This is a genomic window from Amycolatopsis sp. Poz14, from assembly GCF_006704225.1.
GTDB lineage: Bacteria > Actinomycetota > Actinomycetes > Mycobacteriales > Pseudonocardiaceae > Amycolatopsis > Amycolatopsis nivea.
This window is the reverse complement of sequence record NZ_JACLHD010000001.1, coordinates 2,792,642-2,810,493: the sequence shown is the minus strand read 5'-3', so window position 1 is coordinate 2,810,493 and position 17,852 is coordinate 2,792,642. Positions and strand designations below refer to the sequence as shown.

Here is a 17,852-nt window from a genome sequence, read left to right as displayed (position 1 = left end):
ATCCCGGGAGCCGCCGCGATGCGCGTGATGCTGATGGTCCTCCCGACGAGGGCGCGCGTGTACAGCATGGCTCCGGTGGGCTGGGCGCTGGCCGCTGCCGGGCACGAGGTGCGCTTCGTCGGGCAGCGCAACCCGCGCGAGGTCGCGCCGTTCGCCGAGACCGGGCTGGACGCCATGTGGTTCGGCGACGAACTCGACCTCGCCCGGCACCGCAGGCTCCAGGTCGACGGCAACACCGCGAGGCAGGGCGACTTCCGGATCTCCGAAAGCCGTCCCGAGTGCTACACCGACGAGTACGTGCGCAACGTGTACGAGCACTGGGTCGACGTGTTCCGCTGGACCACGCCGGACTCGCTGCTCGACGAACTCGTGCTCTTCGCCCGCCACTGGCAGCCGGACCTCGTGGTGTGGGACCCGGTGGTCTACGCCGCGCCGATCGTCGCGCACGCGCTCGGGGTGCCGCACCTGCGGATGATCGACGCCGCCGACCAGACCGCCCGCCTCGGCGCGCAGTACCGCGACCGCGGAGCCAGCCGCCCCGAAAACACCTCCGGCACGTCGCCGGACCCATTCGTGACGTGGATGTCCGCCGCGGTCGGCCGCTTCGGCGCGGACTACGACGAAACCCTGCGCTACGGCGTGCGGACCATCGACTGCCATCCGTCGTATCTGCGGTACGACGGCGTGGACGTCGACTACCTCCCGGCCCGGTTCGTGCCGCAGGACAAGCCGATGCCCCTCCCGTCGTGGATGCTGGAGCACCCGACGCGGCCGCGGGTGCTGCTCACTCTCGGCAGCTCGGACTGCCAGACCCCCGGCATCGAGCAGCCCTCCATCGGAGACCTGCTGGACGGCCTCGCCGACCTCGACATCGAGGTAATCGCCACGGCGGACGCAAGCCAGCTCGCGCCCGTGCGCGCGATCCCGGACAACGTCCGCGCAGTCGATTCCGCGCCGATGAACGAACTCCTCGCCTCGTGCTCCGCTGTTGTGCACCAAGGCGACGGCGCGACGATCAGCAACGCGGCGGTCAACGGCGTCCCGCAGCTGGTCATCCCAGGCACCACGTGGAGCGAACGCTGCTCAGCGGTTGCGCAGGCGAAGCGCGGCAACGGTTTGCTGGTGGACCTCGAGAACGCAACCCCTTCGAGGGTCCGGGCGGGAGTGTGCCGATTGCTGGAAGAACCGTCCTTTCGCGAATGTGCGCTCGAGGTGCGCGACGAGATGCTCGCGACACCCACTCTCGACGACCTCGTACCGGAACTGGAACGGATGGCGCTATGCCCGTGACGCGGCCGCCGACCATGCGGGCGATCGGGTTTCTCGTGCTGAGCCTCCCGATCCGGCTCGTCGCGTTCGTGCTGATCCTGGTGACCATGCTGGTCGGCGTCGCGACGACGATGCTGTGGATCGGCATCCCCGTCCTGCTGGTCGCGACCTCGCTGATGCGTTCGTATTGCGCCTTCGAACGACGCTGGGCACGCCGGATGCTCGGCGTCACCGTCGCCGAACCGGTCCGCCGGCAGCCGGCCGGACCGGGCATGCTCGCGGTGTGGCAGGCGCGATTGCTCGACGCCGCCACCTGGCACGAGTTCGCGTTCGTGCTCATCGCTTTTCCGTTGGGCATCGTGGAATTCGTGGCGGGCGTCGTATCCATCGCAGTACCTCCTTTCGGTATTTTCGTGGCACCGCGCATCGGGGCGGTGCACGGCGAACTGGCGACGTCGTTCCTCGGCCCGAACCGCACCGCGCAACTGGAAGCGCGCACGCAGCAGCTGCAGAACTCGCGAGCGCGCGGAGTCGACGCGGTGGAGGCCGAACGACGCCGGATCGAACGAGACCTGCACGACGGCGCACAGCAGCGGCTGGTATCCGTCGCGATGAGCCTGGGCCGCGCCCAGCTCAAACTCGATCTCGACGACCCGACCGCGGTCCGCGAACTCATCGGAGCCGCGCACGCCGACGCCAAACTCGCTGTCTCGGAGTTGCGTGACCTCGCGCGCGGAATCTATCCGCCGGTGCTCCAGGATCGCGGCCTGGACGCGGCGCTGTCTTCTCTTACCGCAAGAATGCCTATCCCTATTGAGGTCGAGGTTACCGTACAACCCCGTCCGCCCGCACCTGTCGAGACGACCACTTATTTCATCGTGAGCGAAACGCTCACCAACGTGACCAAACATTCCGGCGCCGACCGCGCGTCCGTGCGAGTGACCCGCGACGACGACACCGTGGTCGTCGAGATCACCGACAACGGCCACGGCGGCGCGTCGATGCGCCCCGGCGGCGGCTTGGCCGGATTGGCCGACCGCGCCGCCACGATCGACGGCGTGCTCACCGTCGTCAGCCCCGCCGGCGGCCCCACCGTCGTGCGGGCCGATCTGCCCGTCCGCTGGTGAATCCTGTTGTGGAGGCAAGGAAAATGCGCGTCGTGATCGCGGAAGACTCGGTACTGTTGCGCGCCGGGGTGCAAAGCCTGCTCGCGGACGTAGGCATCGAAACCGCCGCCGCGGTCGACAACGGCGACGATCTGCTGGTGGCCATCCGAGACCACCGCCCCGACCTGGTGATCGCCGACGTCCGCATGCCCCCGACCTTCACCGACGAGGGCCTGCGCGCGGCTTTGGCCGCCCGCAAGGAAATCCCCGGCCTGCCGGTGCTGGTGGTGTCGCAGTACGTAGAAGGAAGCTATGCGGTAGACCTGATCGCGGAAGGCACGTCCGGCGTCGGCTACCTGCTGAAGGAACGAGTCGCCGACGTAGCGGACTTCCTGGAAGCAGTCCGCCGCGTCGCCGACGGCGGCTCAGCCATCGACCCGGACGTGGTCGCCCAAATGCTTTCCCGCAGCCGGGATCCGTTGGAGGCGTTGACCGCGCGGGAAACCGAGGTGCTCGCCCAGATGGCGCAAGGCCTGTCGAACACGGCCATCGCCAAGGCCTTGGTGGTGACTCAGGGAGCAGTGGAAAACCACATCAGCAACATCTTCGCGAAGCTCGGCCTGGAAGCCAGCCGGGACCAGAACCGCCGCATCCGCGCCGTCCTGACCTACCTGGACAGCACCGCGGTGCACGCCTGATTCACCGGATCGATACCGTGCAGATGTTCGACTGGCGGCGGTAACTTGGGGATATGGATCTTGGACCTGTTCCCCTGTCGTCCGTTGTGGACGAGGTGGTAATTCTGTTGTGGCGCAAGGCTTCTGGCACTCGCACTGCCGGTGCGGGCACTGCTGTCACGCACACTTCTGCCACCCGCCACCGATCGCGCTTGCCTTCGAGATCGGCTTCTCGCCCGGCCCGACTGTTTCGAAGACCCGCATTCCGCACAGCCGCCGAAGCCGGAACCGCGGTACTGCGAAAAGCCCGCATCGCCCTGCGCCGATACGGGCCTCGCTCCCTCACGCCCTGGACGAGCCGAGCTACCGCGCCCGCCAGCTCGTCGCCGGAACAAACCTTGCCAACGGTCGCCGAGGTGACGGCACAGCAATTTCCGCGCCCCCAGCCCCCGCAGCCTGACCGACAGCGGCCAACGCCACCATCAACGCAGCCACTTCAACGTCATCCGGATTCCCACGCACCACACGTACTGCGGGCACTACCGCCGCAGCGTGCTGTTCACCGCGCTCTCCATCAGCTTCCCGGTTACCCACGCCCGCACCCGCAGCCGCTGCCACCGCAGCACGCCGTCCATCGCGCTCCCCGGCAGCCACATCCGCAGCCGCTGCCAGCGAATCACGCCGTCCATCACGCGCAGAAGCAACCCCCAAGCCAGCAACTCCCCGCGACACCGCAGGAAGCCTCGTCCTGGCCACACCTACGTCCCCTGCCATCCCCTCGCACCATTCCCCATGCGTCCCAGCAACCGAACCAGAACCACCCGGCACCCCGCCGGCCCCACTCCGCGCACCGCCCGACTCGCCAACCGAGGCAAGAACCTCCAACTCCGCCGCCCCCATCACATCCCCCGTCCCTAACCGCGCGACCCGGGCCGCCATCACATCGGCGGGTTCCCGTGCTTGCGCGCCGGAACGTCGGCGTGCTTGGCCCGCAACATCGACAGCGACCGGATCAGCATCTCCCGCGTCCGGCCGGGCTCGATCACGTCGTCGACCAGTCCGCGTTCAGCCGCGTAGTACGGGTGCATCAGCTCGGTCTTGTACTCCTTGATCTTCTGCCGCCGCACCGCCTCCGGGTCGTCGGCAGCGTTGATCTCGCGCCGGAAGATCACGTTCGCCGCGCCCTCGGCACCCATCACCGCGATCTCGTTCGTCGGCCACGCGAGCGAAACGTCCGCGCCGATCGACCGCGAGTCCATCACGATGTACGCGCCGCCGTAGGCCTTTCGCAGGATCACCTGCACACGCGGCACCGTCGCGTTGCAGTAGGAGTACAGCAGCTTCGCACCGTGCCGGATGATGCCGCCGTGCTCCTGGTCCACCCCGGGCAGGAAACCCGGCACGTCGACCAGCGTCACCAGCGGAATGTTGAACGCGTCGCAGGTTTGCACGAACCGCGCGGCCTTCTCGCTCGCCTCGATGTCGAGCACCCCGGCGAGCGTCGCCGGCTGGTTCGCCACGATCCCGACCACGTGCCCGTCGAGGCGCGCCAAGGCGCACACCACGTTCGTCGCCCAACCGGCATGCACCTGAAGAAACTCGCCGTCGTCGACGATTTCCTCGATCACCGCACACATGTCGTACGCGCGGGCCGCGTCCGTCGGCACCACCTCAAGCAGCTTGTCCGTGCGGCGATCCACCGGATCAGCCGTCGGCTCCACTGGCGGCACCTCGTTGTTGTTGGACGGCAGCAACGAAATCAGGTACCGCACATCCTCGAGACAGCTGGGTTCGTCGTCGTAAACGAACGCGGCGACCCCCGACGTCGAGGCGTGCACGTCCGCGCCGCCGAGACCGTTCTGGGTGATCTCCTCGCCGGTCACCGCGTGCACCACGTCCGGGCCGGTGATGAACATCTGCGACGTTTCGCGCACCATAAAGACGAAATCCGTCAACGCGGGCGAATAAGCGGCACCGCCCGCGCACGGGCCGAGCATCACCGAGATCTGCGGGATGACTCCCGAAGACCGGGTGTTGCGCTGGAAAATCCCGCCGTACCCGGCGAGCGCCGTCACGCCCTCCTGAATCCGCGCACCGGCCCCGTCGTTCAGCGACACCAGCGGAGCCCCGGCCGTCGCGGCGAGGTCCATCACCTTGTGGATCTTCTGCGCGTGCGCCTCGCCGAGCGCGCCGCCGAAAATGCGGAAGTCGTGGGCGTACACGAAAACCGTGCGTCCGTACACCGTCCCCCAGCCGCACACCACGCCGTCCGAGTACGGTTTGCGGTGTTCGAGACCGAAAGCCGTCGCGCGGTGCCGGCGCAAGGACTCGATCTCGGTGAACGAACCTGGGTCGAGAAGCAGTTCGATGCGCTCGTGCGCGGTCAGCTTGCCGCGGTCGTGCTGCCGAGCGGTCGCGGCGTCGTCCGGACCGCGGCGCGCGGCCTCCTTGATCTCCCGCAGTTCCTCGAGCTTGCTGTCGAATCCGACCGCCAGTGCCTCAGACATGTGCACGCCCCTTGTCGACAAGCCGATCGGTCAAGTGCTGGAGAATCACGTCCTGGTGCCGGGTCAGGAAGAAATGCCCGCCGGCGAGCGGGACCAGCTCGAAGCCCGCCGAAGTGTGCTCGCTCCACGACCGGACCTCGTCCACCGAGGCGACCGGGTCGGCGGTGCCGGTGAACGCGACCACCGGGGCGGCCAGCGGCGCACCCGGCCGGTACTGGTAGGTCTCCACGGCGCGATAGTCGTTGCGCACCACGGGAAGGATCATCCGCACGACATCGTCGTCGCCGAGCAGGTCCATTTCGGTGCCGCTCAACCGGCGCAGTTCGTCGATCACGCCGTCGTCGGTGCGGGTGTGCACGTTCTCGTTGCGAAGCCGCGTCGGTGCCCGGCGTCCGGAGACGAAAAGCGTGTGCACCTCGGTGCCCGCGGCCTCCAGCCGCCGGGTCACCTCGAAGGCGATCATCGCGCCCATGCTGTGCCCGAACAGCGCGAGCGGCAGGTCGTCGCGGCCGCGCAGCAGCTCGGCGATCCGGTCGGCCAGCGCGTCGACGGTGGTCAGGAACGGTTCGTGCCGCCGGTCCTGGCGGCCCGGATACTGCACCGCCAGCACCTCGATGTCCGGCGTGAGCGCCCGCGAAACCGGGAAGTAGAACGGAGCCGAACCTCCGGCGTGCGGCAAGCACACCAGCCTTGCCTTCGCCTCGGGCGACGTGTGGAAGCGGCGAAACCAGCTGTCCTCGTCGGAATTCGCGCTACCCGTCATGTCGTCCCACCGCCTTTCCGACGTCTGCGCCGGGACGACCCGGCCACGGATCCTTCTTCGCCGACCCACGGTAACCGCGCCCACCGCGCGCAACGACCCCTAACTCCCCCTAGATCCACAATGGACAGTCAGGTCCGCCCCTAGGCCGAAAGGAGCCTTCGCCGAAGAACCGTCAGCGATGGCTGGCATCACGCACGCCGACCTGGTGCAGGTCGGCCACCGCGACCAACTGCACCGCCCGCCGGAACCGCCGACTACAGCGAAGGAGCCCGGTAAACGCCGAACTGCATCTCGCGAGCAAGCCGGAACCCCAGCTTCTCGTACAACCGGATCGCGCCGGTGTTCGTCCCGGCCGCGTGGAGGAACGGCCGCTCGCCGCGTTCCCGGATCCCCGCGGCCACCGCGAGGACCAGCCGGGCCGCCAAGCCCTGCCCTTGGAACGCCGGGTCGGTGCACACCGCGCTGATCTCGGTCCATCCCGGCACGTGCAGCCGCTCGCCCGCCATCGCCACCAGTGCACCGTCACGGCGGATGCCCAGGTAGGCGCCCAGGGCGATCGTCCGGGGCAGGAACGGGCCGGGCTTCGTGCGCGACACCAGGTCGAGCATTTCCGGCACGTCCGCCTCGGTCAGGCGCACCGCTTCCGGGTCGGCGGCAGCGGGCGCGGCCGAACCGTCCATCTGCACACCGGCGATCTCGGACTCCACCGTCCAGCCCGCAGGCGGCGGCGTCCCGACCTTCCCGACCACGACGGTCGACGCGCCCGGTCCGACGAGGTCGGCGATGTCGTGCCACACGTGTTCGTCCGGCTGGTCGGGCACGGCGAGGAACGGAGAGACATCCACCGGATACCGCAGCACCTGCCCCTTCTGCTCCGCGAACGAAGCGTGCGGGCCGCTCAGCGCGGCCCAAGCGGGGTTTTCGAGCGGGGACGTGCTCATTCTCGCCTGCCATTCCAGATCCGGGGTGCCCGTCCAGAATGCGTGCCCCGGGCCGGACGCGGCCACTGCCTCCCACATGGTGAGCAGCCGAGGACCGCAGCTGTCCGCGATCGGCCCTAGCGTCGCCGCCATCACCGACGAAGGGACCCCGATGAGCACCGTCGACCGCAACCAGCCGCTCGGCACCCCGACCTGGATCGACCTCGCCGTACCGGATCTGGACCGCGCGCAGCGCTTCTACGGCGCTGTCCTCGGCTGGACCTTCGACGGCGATCAGTGCCAGCTCCGCGACCTACCCGTCGCTGGCCTGCGCCAAGGAACCGACCCGCGACCAGCCTGGACCGTCTACTTCGCGACCGACGACTGCGACAGCACCGCCAAAGCTGTCACCGACGCGGGAGGCAAGCTCCTCGACCAACCCCACGACGACGGAGAGCACGCCCGTATCGCCGTCGCGGAAGATCCGACCGGTGCGCGGTTCGGGCTCTGGCAAGGCCGAGAGCTCCCCGGTGCCCGGCTCGTCAACGAACCCAGCACTCTGCTGCGCAACGACCTCGTCACGCCAGCCCCCAAACCAGCACGTGACTTCTACTGCGAGGTCTTCGCCTTCACCCTCGACGGCAACGACGACCTGCCCGGCGTCGACTTCACCTTCCTCCGCCGCCCGGACGGCCACGAAATCGGCGGCGTCTTCGGCGATCCGTCCGCCGCGGCACCGGCATGGGGCACCCTGTTCCTCGCCACCGACGCCGACGCGGCAGGCGCACGGGCGGTCGAGCACGGCGGCGAGGTCGTCGAGGCACAGGACAGCCCCTACGGACGCATGGTGACCATCAAGGATCCGTTCGGCACGGAGTTCGTTCTTGGCTCGTGAACCCCGACTCCCCGGAACCGGTGCTAGAACAGAACAGGTGGACCTCGAAACCCTCCCCGGCGCGGCCCTGCTCCCCGCGACCCCCGACGACGCCGCCGAGCTGATGGTGCTCCAGCGGTGTTGCTGGGTGCAGGAAGCCCTGCTCAACAACACCCTGGAGCATCCCGCGCTGAGGGAGGACCTCGCCGAGGTGCGCGAGGCGATCAAGACCTGGCGCAGCTGGATCGTCCGGCAGGGACACCGGCTCGTCGGGGCGGTCCGGGCCCGCACCGTCGAGGACGGCGGCTGGGAAATCGGCCGCTTGATGGTCGCGCCGGATCTCGCCGGGCGCGGCCTCGGGCGGTTGCTCCTCGAACACGCCGAGCGGCACGCTCCGCCGGAGACGAAGCAGTTCGTCCTCTTCACCGGCGCGTCCAGCGAGCGCAACATCGCCCTCTACGAACGCGCTGGGTACCGCCGCACGCCGATGCCGTTCGAAGCCACCGGGGTCTACCAGCTCGCCGTCTACCTGGTGAAACCGGCCTGACGGCGGCTCACAGCTCGTCGAAGACCAGCACGGTGTGCGTCGAGAGCACGTCCGGCATGTTCTGCAACCGTTCGAACACCAAGTCCCGCAGGCTGTCCGCGTCGCGGGTCCGCACGAACAGGATCAGGTCGTTGTCCCCGGACACCAGGCCGCCGTGTTCGATTTCCGGGATGTGCTTGAGCTCCGCGCTCACCGTGCGCCACGAGTTCTGCGTGACCTTCAAGTACACGTACGCCGCCAAACCCTGCCCCATCCGGCGCGGATCGATGACCGCCGCGTACCCCGTGATCACGCCCTCGCGGTGCAGCCGCTCCACTCGCGTGTAGCAACCGGCCCGCGAAATGTGCGCGCGTTCGGCGAGCGCGCGCATCGAAGCGCGGCCGTCTTTCTTCAGCTCAGCGATGAGTTTCAGGTCGACCTCGTCCAGCGCCGCTGCCATTTGTCCACCCGGCTGGGACATCCGCGCCACCTCGCAAGCCAATCGTCCAATCAATACCCGTCAGCCAGGCCATCATTCCACAGTTCTCCGTCAAGTCTGGATCCCTGATCGCCTGACAGCGAGTATCAGGGCCTACTCGTCTTTGTCGATGGGAGCTGTCGGTGACCACTACGGAACGCACTGCCGCGTCCTGTTTCCTGCCCAGCGACGAGCCGCTCGGCCTCGTGACCGCCGACGGCACGCCCGCGCCCGACCCGGCGCTCGCGATGCCCGCGGACGACGTCCTCCTCCGCCTCTACCGCGGCATGGTTTCCGGACGCCGCTTCGACACCCAGGCCACCGCGCTCACCAAACAGGGCCGGCTCGCGGTGTACCCGTCGGCGCGCGGACAGGAGGCCGCCGAGATCGGCTCGATCCTCGCGCTTCGCCCGCAGGACTGGCTTTTCCCCACCTACCGCGACTCGATGGCCGTCGTCGCGCGCGGCGTCGACCCGGTCGAGGTGCTCACGCTGCTGCGCGGCGACTGGCACTGCGGCTACGACCCGTACCGCGCCAACGTCGCCCCGCAGTGCACGCCTCTCGCCACCAACACGCTGCACGCGGTCGGCTTCGCACACGCGGCGCGCGTGAAGGGCGAGGACACGGTCTCGCTCGTTCTCGTCGGCGACGGTGCCACCAGTGAAGGCGACACGCACGAAGCGCTGAACTTCGCCGCTGTCTGGAAGGCACCGGTGGTCTTCCTCGTACAGAACAACGGCTACGCCATCAGCGTCCCGCTCGAGAAGCAGACCGCCGCTCCTTCGCTCGCGTACAAGGGCGTCGGCTACGGCATGCCCTCCGTGCTCGTTGACGGCAACGACGCTGCCGCCGTACACGCTGTCGTCGAGCAGGCTGTCGCACGCGCCGCGGCTGGCGAAGGACCGACGCTCATCGAAGCTGTCACCTATCGAATGGAGTCGCACACCAACGCCGACGACGCGACGCGCTACCGCGAGAAGGCCGAAGTGGAGCAGTGGCTCACGCGCGACCCGATCAGCCGCCTCAAGCAGTACCTCACCGACCGTGGTCTCCTCGACGACAAGGTGCAGCAGGAGATCGACGCGCGCGCCGAAGAGGAAGCAGCGGCGCTGCGCGAGCGGATGAACGTCGACACCGAGCTAGACCCGGCGGACCTCTTCCGGCACGTCTACGCCGAACCGACCGCCGCGTTGCGCCAGCAGGCCGCCGAACTGGCGCACGAGAACACCGAGGACCAGGCATGACCGCGACTCTCGACACGACGCTGTCCCTCGCCGGGGCACTCAACCGCGCGCTCGCCGACGCACTGGCCGAGGACGAACGCGTGCTCGTCTTCGGAGAGGACGTCGGCACGCTCGGCGGCGTCTTCCGCGTCACCGACGGACTCGCCGCGCGCTTCGGCGACGCTCGCGTCTTCGACTCGCCGCTCGCCGAATCGGGCATCGTCGGCACCGCGATCGGGATGGCGATGAACGGCCTGCGCCCGGTGATCGAGATGCAGTTCGACGCGTTCGCCTACCCCGCGTTCGAGCAGATCACCAGCCACCTCGCCAAACTCCGCAACCGCACCAAGGGCCAGGTCGAACTGCCCGTGGTGATCCGCGTGCCCTACGGCGGCGGCATCGGCGGCGTCGAGCACCACTGCGACTCGTCCGAGGTCTACTACACGCACACGGCCGGCCTGCGCGTCGTCACCCCGGCCACGCCGGACGACGCCTACACCCTGCTCCGCGAGGCGATCGACAGCCCGGACCCGGTCATTTTCCTGGAACCCAAGCGCCGGTATTGGGAAAAGGGAACCGTTGACCCGCAACGCCGTTCGCCCGGTCTCGACAAAGCGGTGATTCGCCGCGAAGGCAGCGACGTCACCCTCATTTCCTACGGCGGAGCACTCGGCACCACGCTCGAAGCTGCCGAAGCGGCCGCCGAAGAAGGCTACGACGCCGAGGTAATCGATCTTCGCAGCCTCGCGCCATTCGATCCGGAAACAGTCGCCGCGTCCGTGCGGCGCACCGGTCGCGCCGTCGTGGTGCACGAGGCGAGCCGATTCTGCGGTTACGGGGCCGAAGTCGCAGCGCAGCTTTCCGAGCACTGTTTCCATTACCTGGAAGCGCCGGTCCTGCGCGTCGCCGGATTCGACATTCCTTATCCCGCACCGAATCTGGAACAGCACCACCTGCCGGGCGTCGACCGGATCCTGGACGCGATCGAACGCCTCCAGTGGGACGACGCGGCACCGCTCGACGGGGAGAAGTGATGGCCGTCTTCAAACTGCCGGACCTCGGCGAAGGCCTGACCGAGGCGGAGATCGTCACGTGGCACGTCGCGGTCGGCGACACCGTCACCGTGGACCAGACCGTCGTGGAGGTCGAGACCGCGAAGGCGAGCGTCGAGGTGCCGGTGCCGTTCGCGGGCCGAGTCGCGACGCTGCACGGAGCAGCGGGCGAAGTACTGACCGTCGGCAGCCCGTTGATCACAGTGGACAGTGCCGCGGACTTCACCGAACCCGGCGTCGTGACGCCGGAGGGCAGCGGGAACGTCCTGATCGGATACGGCACCAGCCAAACCCGCACTCGGCGCACGCGGCGGCCGCGCGGCAGCAAGGCCCCAGCGACCGCACCGGTTCCTGCGTCGAAGTCCACTTCGGACCGTATTCGTGTCGTGTCGCCGCTGGTCCGCCGCCTCGCCCGCGAGTCCGGAGTAGACCTTCACGCGCTCACCGGAACCGGCACCGACGGCATCGTGAGCCGCGCCGACGTCGAACGCGCGATCGCCGCCACCGAAACCCCAGCAGTCCCCACCTCGGACGAGCAGCGAATCCCCTTGCGCGGCCTGCGCAAAACCGTCGCCGACAAACTCGCCCGCTCCCGCCGCGAGATCCCCGAGGCGACCGTCTGGGTGGATGTCGACGCGACCGAACTGCTTCAGTTGCGCACCGCGCTCAACAGCGATCCGCACGCCCCGAAGATCAGCCTGCTCGCGCTCATCGGCAGGTTCGCCGTCGCGGGACTGCGCCGGTTCCCCGAACTGAACGCGCATCTGGAAGGCGACGAGATCGTCATCCCGTCCGCCGTGCACCTCGGATTCGCCGCGCAGACCGACCGCGGTCTGGTCGTCCCGGTGGTCCAGAACGCGCACCAGCACACCCTGGAAGACCTCTCCGCCGCGCTCGCCGACCGCACCGAACAGGCCCGCGCCGGACGCCTCGCCCCGGCCGACCTCACCGGCGGCACGTTCACCGTGAACAACTACGGCGTGTTCGGAGTGGACGGTTCGGCCGCCATCATCAACTACCCGGAGGTGGCGATCCTCGGCGTCGGCCGCATCATCGACCGGCCGTGGATTGTGGACGGTCAGGTCACCGCGCGGAAGATCACCGAGCTGACGCTGGCGTTCGACCACCGCGTCTGCGACGGCGGCACCGCGGGCGGCTTCCTCCGGTTCGTCGCCGACTGCATCGAAAACCCCGTGCGACTGCTGCGCACTCTCTGAGGACGGTCAGGCTGGCAACTCTGCCAGCCTTTCCGTTTTCGCCCACACGTTCCGCTTCAAGACGATCCGGAACACCGCCCGCCACGTCGCCAGCACGCCAAGCAACAGGAACGCCGGATAGCACAATCCGGCCAGCAACGCGCGGTGCAGGGGTTCGTCGCGCAACCGGACAAAGTAGACGATCGCCCACATGATCCCGGGCAGCAGCAAGGCGGCCAGCCACCACACCACCGCCTGCGCCAGGTTCCCGGTCTCCGCGACTAACCCGCCGAACGTGTTCCCGGTCAACAACGCCGTCGGCACGATCACCAGCAGCGCCGCGGCGATCAACGACAGCGGAACAGTCAGCCACGGCACGACCAGGTAGACCAGGAAGTCGAACAATCCGGTCCCGGCAATGAATCGAGAGGTCGCGAGACTGCGCAAATGTCGTGAGCACTGAAGATTCCCTTGCGCCCACCGGGTCCGCTGCCGCAGCAGGCGGCGCGCGTCTTCCAGGCCCTGCTGGGTCACCCAAGCCCGTTGCGTGTACCGGATCCGCACTCCTGCCAGGTGCAGCCGCAGGCCCAGCTCAAGATCCTCGACCAGACAATCACTCCACGGAGACGGCCCGAACTTCCGCAACACGGACAGTCGCGTGAACTGCCCGTTGCCGCCCATCCCGACACTGCCGAGCACGTCCCGCAACGACTGCGAAGCATCCGCGATCGCGCCGAATTCCAAGTCCTGCAACAACGCCAGCAACCGGTGTCTATTGTGGATTCGCACCCGGCACTGCACCGCACCGACGCCACGGCTGCGCAGCATCGCCGCCACCTCAGTGAGCAGCCCCGTGCTGCCGCGCCCGTCACCGTCGATGATGCCCACGACAGTCTGGGAAACCGTGCCCTCCCGCTCGGCAATGGCGTCGATGTAGCGATAACCCGCGTTGAGCGCTTCGCCCTTTCCGCGTCGCGCCTGCGGCAAGTCACGCCGCAGCACATGCAACCGATCATCAGCGATACCCGCGACGATCTCTGGCGTGGCGTCATCGGATCCGTCATCGATGACCAGCACTCGCACCGGAGTTTCGGGCGTTCCCAGCCGTAATGCGTGTCGCACCGTGTTGGCTATAACGCGTTCTTCGTTCAACGCCGGAATAACGATCCAGAACAGCAACGGGCGCGACGCGCGTTCAGTCGCGGGCCGCGGTGCCCGCCAGGCGAAGGCCGCCAGTACCAGGTTGTGGACCGGCCACCAGCAGAGCAGCAGCACGAACCACCACGGCTGCGTCATGCCGCGTGCCGGCCCCGGGAACCGCTGGCACGCAGCCGGACCGAACGGACCGTGAACGCCATCGCGACGAATCCGGCCGCTGACAGGACAAACCACAGCACCCCGTGGAACGGTGCGACACCGATCGCGGCGGCGGACACGACGGCAGGAGCGACCCGGGTGACAGACATTTCTTTTCCTTCCAGAACAAACTCAGGCAGCGACGGCGGCCGGGGACACGAAGCGATAGCCGAGCCCCTCGATCCCTTCGACCACTTTCCGGAGGTCGCCGATGCCGAGAAACGAGTGATAGTAGAAACTGACGACGCTGTCGGTCACCACGCGATGGGTTTTCGCGTCAGCCAGGATGTCGTCGGCGGTGCGGGCGGCGTGCTGGTTGAACTTGGCCGGAGCCACGTTCCCGACGTTCTCCGGCACCACGACAGTCCCGTAGACGTCGCGGACCGGATACGGGAAGAACTGGCCGTATACCTCGCGATAGGAAACGTCGGTCCGTCCACAGTGGCCGCCGTCGCACTGACCGGCGTAGTAGCTGCCCCGGTCGTACCGCATCGGGAAGACCCGGCCCGCCTCCTGATAGTCCACAGCGGACCCGCCGTAATGCGGGAACTCGAACGCATCCGGCCGAGGCAGCCCGACCCGGTCGAACTCGGCGAGACCAGTCGCGACGCGGCCGCGGAACCACTCCGGCGAATCCTCCAGCACCGGTCCGCTGAGCCGCACGTTGTCCTGGTGGTCGACGGTCGCGCGATAGAACTCGTAGTCCGCGGCGCTGGTTCCCGAATACGGATTGTCGGTCTCGTTGTACTGGTGACTGTAGCCGTGCATCACCAATGTTCCGCCCCGCGCGACCGCATCGCGCAGTGCCGCAACAAGTTCCGGACTGTCCACCAGTCGCGCGAACGTCGGCTTACCGCCGTTCGCCGCACCATGCGGGTCCGCGTAATACGGATACACCGCTAGCGAGAACGGCACGCCGTGCCCGCTGAGGTAGTCGGTGATCGCCCGGACTTCAGCAGGCGGCGTGCGCGGGCCGATGTCCTCGATCCGCACGAGCGCACGTCGGCGTGCCGGGGCGTCCGGCGCGAGCACGCCAAGGAGAATGTCCGCAGCCGCCAGATAACGATCACCTGCACCGACGTACGAATACGGCACTTCGGCGAGATAGGTGAACGATCCACTGTGGACCGCCCACGGCGACGACACTCCCTCGGCAGACTTCGCTTGCGCCAGCACCTTCGCCTTCGGCGACGTCACCCGCACGCCCACGACATCGACGCCGGCATTGGGATCTCGCCGCAGGTCAGTGTCCCGATAGGACACCGTCGTGACTTTGTCCTCCCGGAACGGAGCCCACGTCCAACCCCACTTTCCGGCGAGCGCCGGCGTGTGGTCGAACAGCTGCCAGATGTTGCTGCCCATCCACACCACCGGCAGCCGGGTCCGGCTCAGGTCGTCCAGCAACGCGGGCGGGAGCTGCGCGTCGTAGACCGTGCCGACGTAGACGACCGCCTGGTACTCGTTCAGCTGGCCGCTCCGGTAGTCCGCGGCGGGCAGCATTCGCCAAGCAGTAGAACGGGAAACGAGGTTCGCCGTCTGGATCGCGTTGGCCTGCGCCTCCTCGGCGACCTGGGTCGCGGGCGGACTCGGCCGCAACCGCCGCCCGTCGTCGAAGAGCACCAACGTGCGCCGGTCGTCCCGCCCGCCCGGGCCGGCCAGACCGATTTTCGGCTGCCGCAGCACCGGTTCGATCGGAGACGCCGCTTCCGAACCGGAGCCGTCGTCCGAGACCACCACGACGATTCCGCCCACCAGGCTGACCACCGCAACGACAATCATCCCGAGCCGCAACCACGCCGGGAATCGTTGCTTCACTGCATGACCTCAACCCGCTCCGGGACGAACGGCTCCGGCGCATCATCGGTCAGGCCGAGCAGCCAGGCCACCGCCTGTTCGGTGCGTTCCGCAGCTCGGCCGTCGCCGAACGGGTTGGCGCGCGTGCTCATCGCCGCCCGCTGCGCCGGATCGGTCAGCAGCTTCGACGCGGTGTCCACAATGAGGTCGGCGTCCGTTCCGACGAGCATCGCACACCCGGCGTTGACGGCTTCCATCCGTTCCGTCGTGTCCCGCAGCACCAGCACCGGAACCTTGAACGTCGGGGCTTCTTCTTGAATGCCACCGGAATCCGACAGCACAAGCGAACTCGCCGCGATCGCCGTCGCGGTCTGCTCATACGGCAACGCCGGGGTGAGCACCACGCGCGGATGGCCAGCCAGCGCTTTGCGCACCGCCTCTTGCACAGCCGGGTTCGGATGCATCGGCAGCAGCACGCGAACGTCCGGATGCCGCGCCAGCAGCGTGTCCACAGCGGACAGAATGCGCGTCAACGGCTCGCCCCAGGACTCCCGGCGATGCGCGGTCACCAGAACCAACCGGCACTCGCCCCGCGTCGCCGACTCGACCACGTCGCCGACCGCACTGTCGGCAAAGGACACTCCCCGGTCCGTCACCCGGGAAATCGCGTCCACCACAGTGTTTCCGGTAACCAAGAGGACACTGTCGTCGATGCTCTCGGCACGCAGGTTCTGCGCGGCCGCCGGAGTCGGGGCCAGGTGCAGGCTCGCGGTCTGCGTGACCAGCCGCCGGTTCAGCTCCTCCGGGAACGGCGACTGCAGATCGAACGAGCGCAGCCCGGCTTCCAGGTGCACCACGGGAATCTTGCGCCAGAACGCGACCATCGCACCGGCCACAGTGGACGTCGTGTCGCCCTGCACGAGCACCGCCGCGGGCGGACGCTGCGCGGCGAGCGCGTCGAGGCCGGTGACCAGCTGCGAGAACAGCTCGGGCTGACCGCCGTCGACCCGGTTCAGGGTGAGCCGCAGGTCCGGGGTCAGCGAGAACGCGGCGAGCACCTGGTCGACCAGCTCCGGATGCTGCCCGGTCGCGACGAGCACCGGGTCCAGCCGTCCGGACCGGCGCATCTCCTGCACGACCGGCGCCATTTTGATCGCCTCCGGCCGGGTGCCGGCAATCAGCCAGACCACCGGTGCGTCACCCCGGGTCATCACGGAACCCCATTTCAGCGAGAGCGGACGCGATCCGGGAAACCGTCCCTGGATCGCGCCGACCACGCTAACTACGGCATCCGGAATCGACCTCACCCTCGCGGGTAAATCTCACCGTCAGTAGTCGCCGTCACAAGCGGTCAAGAAGACACCAAACCATTGCCGACCTTGTAGTTAAGCAGCTGCTTACTTGGCCACCCCTGGTTGCACCAGGCCACCCAAGCACACTCAGTAATCACGCTGGATCGGTTAAGTCACCAATCCCGGAAAAGGGCACCCGAAACCCCGGGCGCCCTTTTTCCCTTCGCCGGGCAAACCGGCGGTATGCCGCCCCGCGATCCTGCTCACATAGTGGTCCAGACCACCAGGTCAATGCTTCCCCGGAACGTATTCGCCGGGCACCATCCGCGTCGTGACCGCGAACCGGTTCCACGCGTTGATCACGGTGATCGTCGCGATCAGCTGAGCCAGTTCGGCGTCCTCGAAATGCTCGGCGGCACGGGCGAAGACGTCGTCGGGCACGAAGCCGTCGGTGAGCACGGTGACCGCTTCGGTCAGCTCCAGCGCGGCGACCTCCTTCGCCGTGTAGAAGTGCTTCGACTCCTCCCACGCGGAGAGCTGGATGACGCGCTCGCTCGTTTCGCCCGCGGCCAACGCGTCCTTCGAGTGCATGTCGATGCAGAAGGCGCAGTGGTTGATCTGCGACGCCCGGATCAGCACCAGCTGCCGCAGCGCCGGGTCGAGGCCGTGCCGGGTCGCGGCGTCGAGGCGGATCATCGTCTTGTAGGCCTCGGGCGCCAGTTCCGCCATCTTGAGGCGGGGCGGTTGCACCGGAAGTCGTTCTGTCGTTGTCATAACTTCGACCCTACGAGCGATTGGCACTCTGTTATGGTCCATTTC

Annotated in this window: 19 protein-coding genes; 8 read left to right on the top strand and 11 right to left on the bottom strand. The window is 68.0% G+C overall.

Features of this window, described 5'->3' with window-relative positions; translation table 11 throughout:
• Positions 1-18: 18 nt before the first annotated feature.
• From FKO37_RS13935 to FKO37_RS13925, 3 genes are read left to right on the top strand one after another with little or no spacing between them, the layout of a single operon-like run.
• The gene (locus tag FKO37_RS13935) at positions 19-1,290 is read left to right on the top strand and encodes a nucleotide disphospho-sugar-binding domain-containing protein (RefSeq protein ID WP_238604581.1); all 1,272 of its coding nucleotides are present in this window, start codon (positions 19-21) and stop codon (positions 1,288-1,290) included.
• A complete protein-coding gene (locus FKO37_RS13930) occupies positions 1,281-2,396 on the top strand; it encodes a sensor domain-containing protein (RefSeq protein WP_238604580.1) in 1,116 nt (371 codons plus the stop codon). Before FKO37_RS13935 ends, FKO37_RS13930 begins: the two co-directional genes overlap by 10 nt.
• Positions 2,397-2,419: 23 nt before the next feature.
• Positions 2,420-3,073 (top strand): response regulator transcription factor, encoded by a 654-nt coding sequence (locus FKO37_RS13925; RefSeq protein ID WP_037810579.1) that lies wholly within the window; start codon positions 2,420-2,422, stop codon positions 3,071-3,073.
• Positions 3,074-3,415: 342 nt separating this feature from the next.
• Here FKO37_RS13925 and FKO37_RS13920 read toward each other — a convergent pair whose 3' ends face one another.
• The 5 genes from FKO37_RS13920 to FKO37_RS13900 form a co-directional block, all read right to left on the bottom strand.
• Positions 3,416-3,577, bottom strand: a complete 162-nt coding sequence (locus tag FKO37_RS13920) for an acyl-CoA carboxylase epsilon subunit (protein ID WP_308196583.1) — start codon at positions 3,575-3,577, stop codon at positions 3,416-3,418.
• A 14-nt stretch (positions 3,578-3,591) separates the two neighbouring features.
• The gene (locus FKO37_RS13915; RefSeq protein ID WP_238604579.1) at positions 3,592-3,741 is read right to left on the bottom strand and encodes a hypothetical protein; all 150 of its coding nucleotides are present in this window, start codon (positions 3,739-3,741) and stop codon (positions 3,592-3,594) included.
• A 249-nt stretch (positions 3,742-3,990) separates the two neighbouring features.
• On the bottom strand, positions 3,991-5,559 hold the full coding sequence (locus FKO37_RS13910) for an acyl-CoA carboxylase subunit beta (RefSeq protein WP_037810580.1): 1,569 nt from the start codon (positions 5,557-5,559) through the stop codon (positions 3,991-3,993).
• A complete protein-coding gene (locus tag FKO37_RS13905) occupies positions 5,552-6,322 on the bottom strand; it encodes a thioesterase II family protein (protein ID WP_037810581.1) in 771 nt (256 codons plus the stop codon). The genes FKO37_RS13910 and FKO37_RS13905 overlap by 8 nt, the downstream gene beginning before the upstream one ends.
• 254 nt (positions 6,323-6,576) lie before the next feature.
• Complete coding sequence (locus FKO37_RS13900) at positions 6,577-7,263, bottom strand: GNAT family N-acetyltransferase (protein ID WP_134729789.1); 687 nt, start codon at positions 7,261-7,263, stop codon at positions 6,577-6,579.
• A 151-nt stretch (positions 7,264-7,414) separates the two neighbouring features.
• Here FKO37_RS13900 and FKO37_RS13895 point away from each other — a divergent pair, with 151 nt between their 5' ends.
• Together FKO37_RS13895 and FKO37_RS13890 are read left to right on the top strand one after the other, a co-directional pair.
• Positions 7,415-8,137 carry a VOC family protein gene (locus FKO37_RS13895; RefSeq protein ID WP_134729791.1) on the top strand — a complete coding sequence of 241 codons (723 nt, stop codon included), beginning with the start codon at positions 7,415-7,417 and terminating at the stop codon, positions 8,135-8,137.
• A 37-nt stretch (positions 8,138-8,174) separates the two neighbouring features.
• Positions 8,175-8,663, top strand: a complete 489-nt coding sequence (locus FKO37_RS13890; protein WP_238604578.1) for a GNAT family N-acetyltransferase — start codon at positions 8,175-8,177, stop codon at positions 8,661-8,663.
• Between the two features lie 7 nt (positions 8,664-8,670).
• On the opposite strand, the gene FKO37_RS13885 is transcribed toward FKO37_RS13890, so the two are convergent.
• Positions 8,671-9,102 carry an Lrp/AsnC family transcriptional regulator gene (locus FKO37_RS13885; protein ID WP_037810584.1) on the bottom strand — a complete coding sequence of 144 codons (432 nt, stop codon included), beginning with the start codon at positions 9,100-9,102 and terminating at the stop codon, positions 8,671-8,673.
• 161 nt (positions 9,103-9,263) lie between these two features.
• Here FKO37_RS13885 and pdhA point away from each other — a divergent pair, with 161 nt between their 5' ends.
• From pdhA to FKO37_RS13870, 3 genes are read left to right on the top strand one after another with little or no spacing between them, the layout of a single operon-like run.
• Complete coding sequence (pdhA, locus tag FKO37_RS13880) at positions 9,264-10,364, top strand: pyruvate dehydrogenase (acetyl-transferring) E1 component subunit alpha (protein WP_134667403.1); 1,101 nt, start codon at positions 9,264-9,266, stop codon at positions 10,362-10,364.
• Positions 10,361-11,377, top strand: a complete 1,017-nt coding sequence (locus FKO37_RS13875) for an alpha-ketoacid dehydrogenase subunit beta (protein ID WP_238604577.1) — start codon at positions 10,361-10,363, stop codon at positions 11,375-11,377. Before pdhA ends, FKO37_RS13875 begins: the two co-directional genes overlap by 4 nt.
• Positions 11,377-12,612, top strand: coding sequence for a dihydrolipoamide acetyltransferase family protein (locus FKO37_RS13870; protein WP_037810587.1), 1,236 nt, complete (start codon positions 11,377-11,379; stop codon positions 12,610-12,612). Before FKO37_RS13875 ends, FKO37_RS13870 begins: the two co-directional genes overlap by 1 nt.
• Before the next feature lie 6 nt (positions 12,613-12,618).
• On the opposite strand, the gene FKO37_RS13865 is transcribed toward FKO37_RS13870, so the two are convergent.
• The 5 genes from FKO37_RS13865 to FKO37_RS13845 all read right to left on the bottom strand — a co-directional run bounded on the left by FKO37_RS13865 (position 12,619) and on the right by FKO37_RS13845 (position 17,807).
• Positions 12,619-13,887 (bottom strand): glycosyltransferase family 2 protein, encoded by a 1,269-nt coding sequence (locus FKO37_RS13865; protein WP_238604576.1) that lies wholly within the window; start codon positions 13,885-13,887, stop codon positions 12,619-12,621.
• A complete protein-coding gene (locus FKO37_RS13860) occupies positions 13,884-14,057 on the bottom strand; it encodes a hypothetical protein (RefSeq protein WP_238604575.1) in 174 nt (57 codons plus the stop codon). The genes FKO37_RS13865 and FKO37_RS13860 overlap by 4 nt, the downstream gene beginning before the upstream one ends.
• A gap of 22 nt (positions 14,058-14,079) precedes the next feature.
• The gene (locus FKO37_RS13855; protein WP_238604574.1) at positions 14,080-15,762 is read right to left on the bottom strand and encodes a DUF2334 domain-containing protein; all 1,683 of its coding nucleotides are present in this window, start codon (positions 15,760-15,762) and stop codon (positions 14,080-14,082) included.
• Entirely contained in the window at positions 15,759-16,952 is a 1,194-nt protein-coding gene (gene wecB / locus FKO37_RS13850) for a non-hydrolyzing UDP-N-acetylglucosamine 2-epimerase (protein ID WP_238604573.1), read from the bottom strand. The genes FKO37_RS13855 and wecB overlap by 4 nt, the downstream gene beginning before the upstream one ends.
• A 369-nt stretch (positions 16,953-17,321) precedes the next feature.
• Positions 17,322-17,807, bottom strand: coding sequence for a carboxymuconolactone decarboxylase family protein (locus tag FKO37_RS13845; protein WP_037810590.1), 486 nt, complete (start codon positions 17,805-17,807; stop codon positions 17,322-17,324).
• Positions 17,808-17,852: the final 45 nt, after the last annotated feature.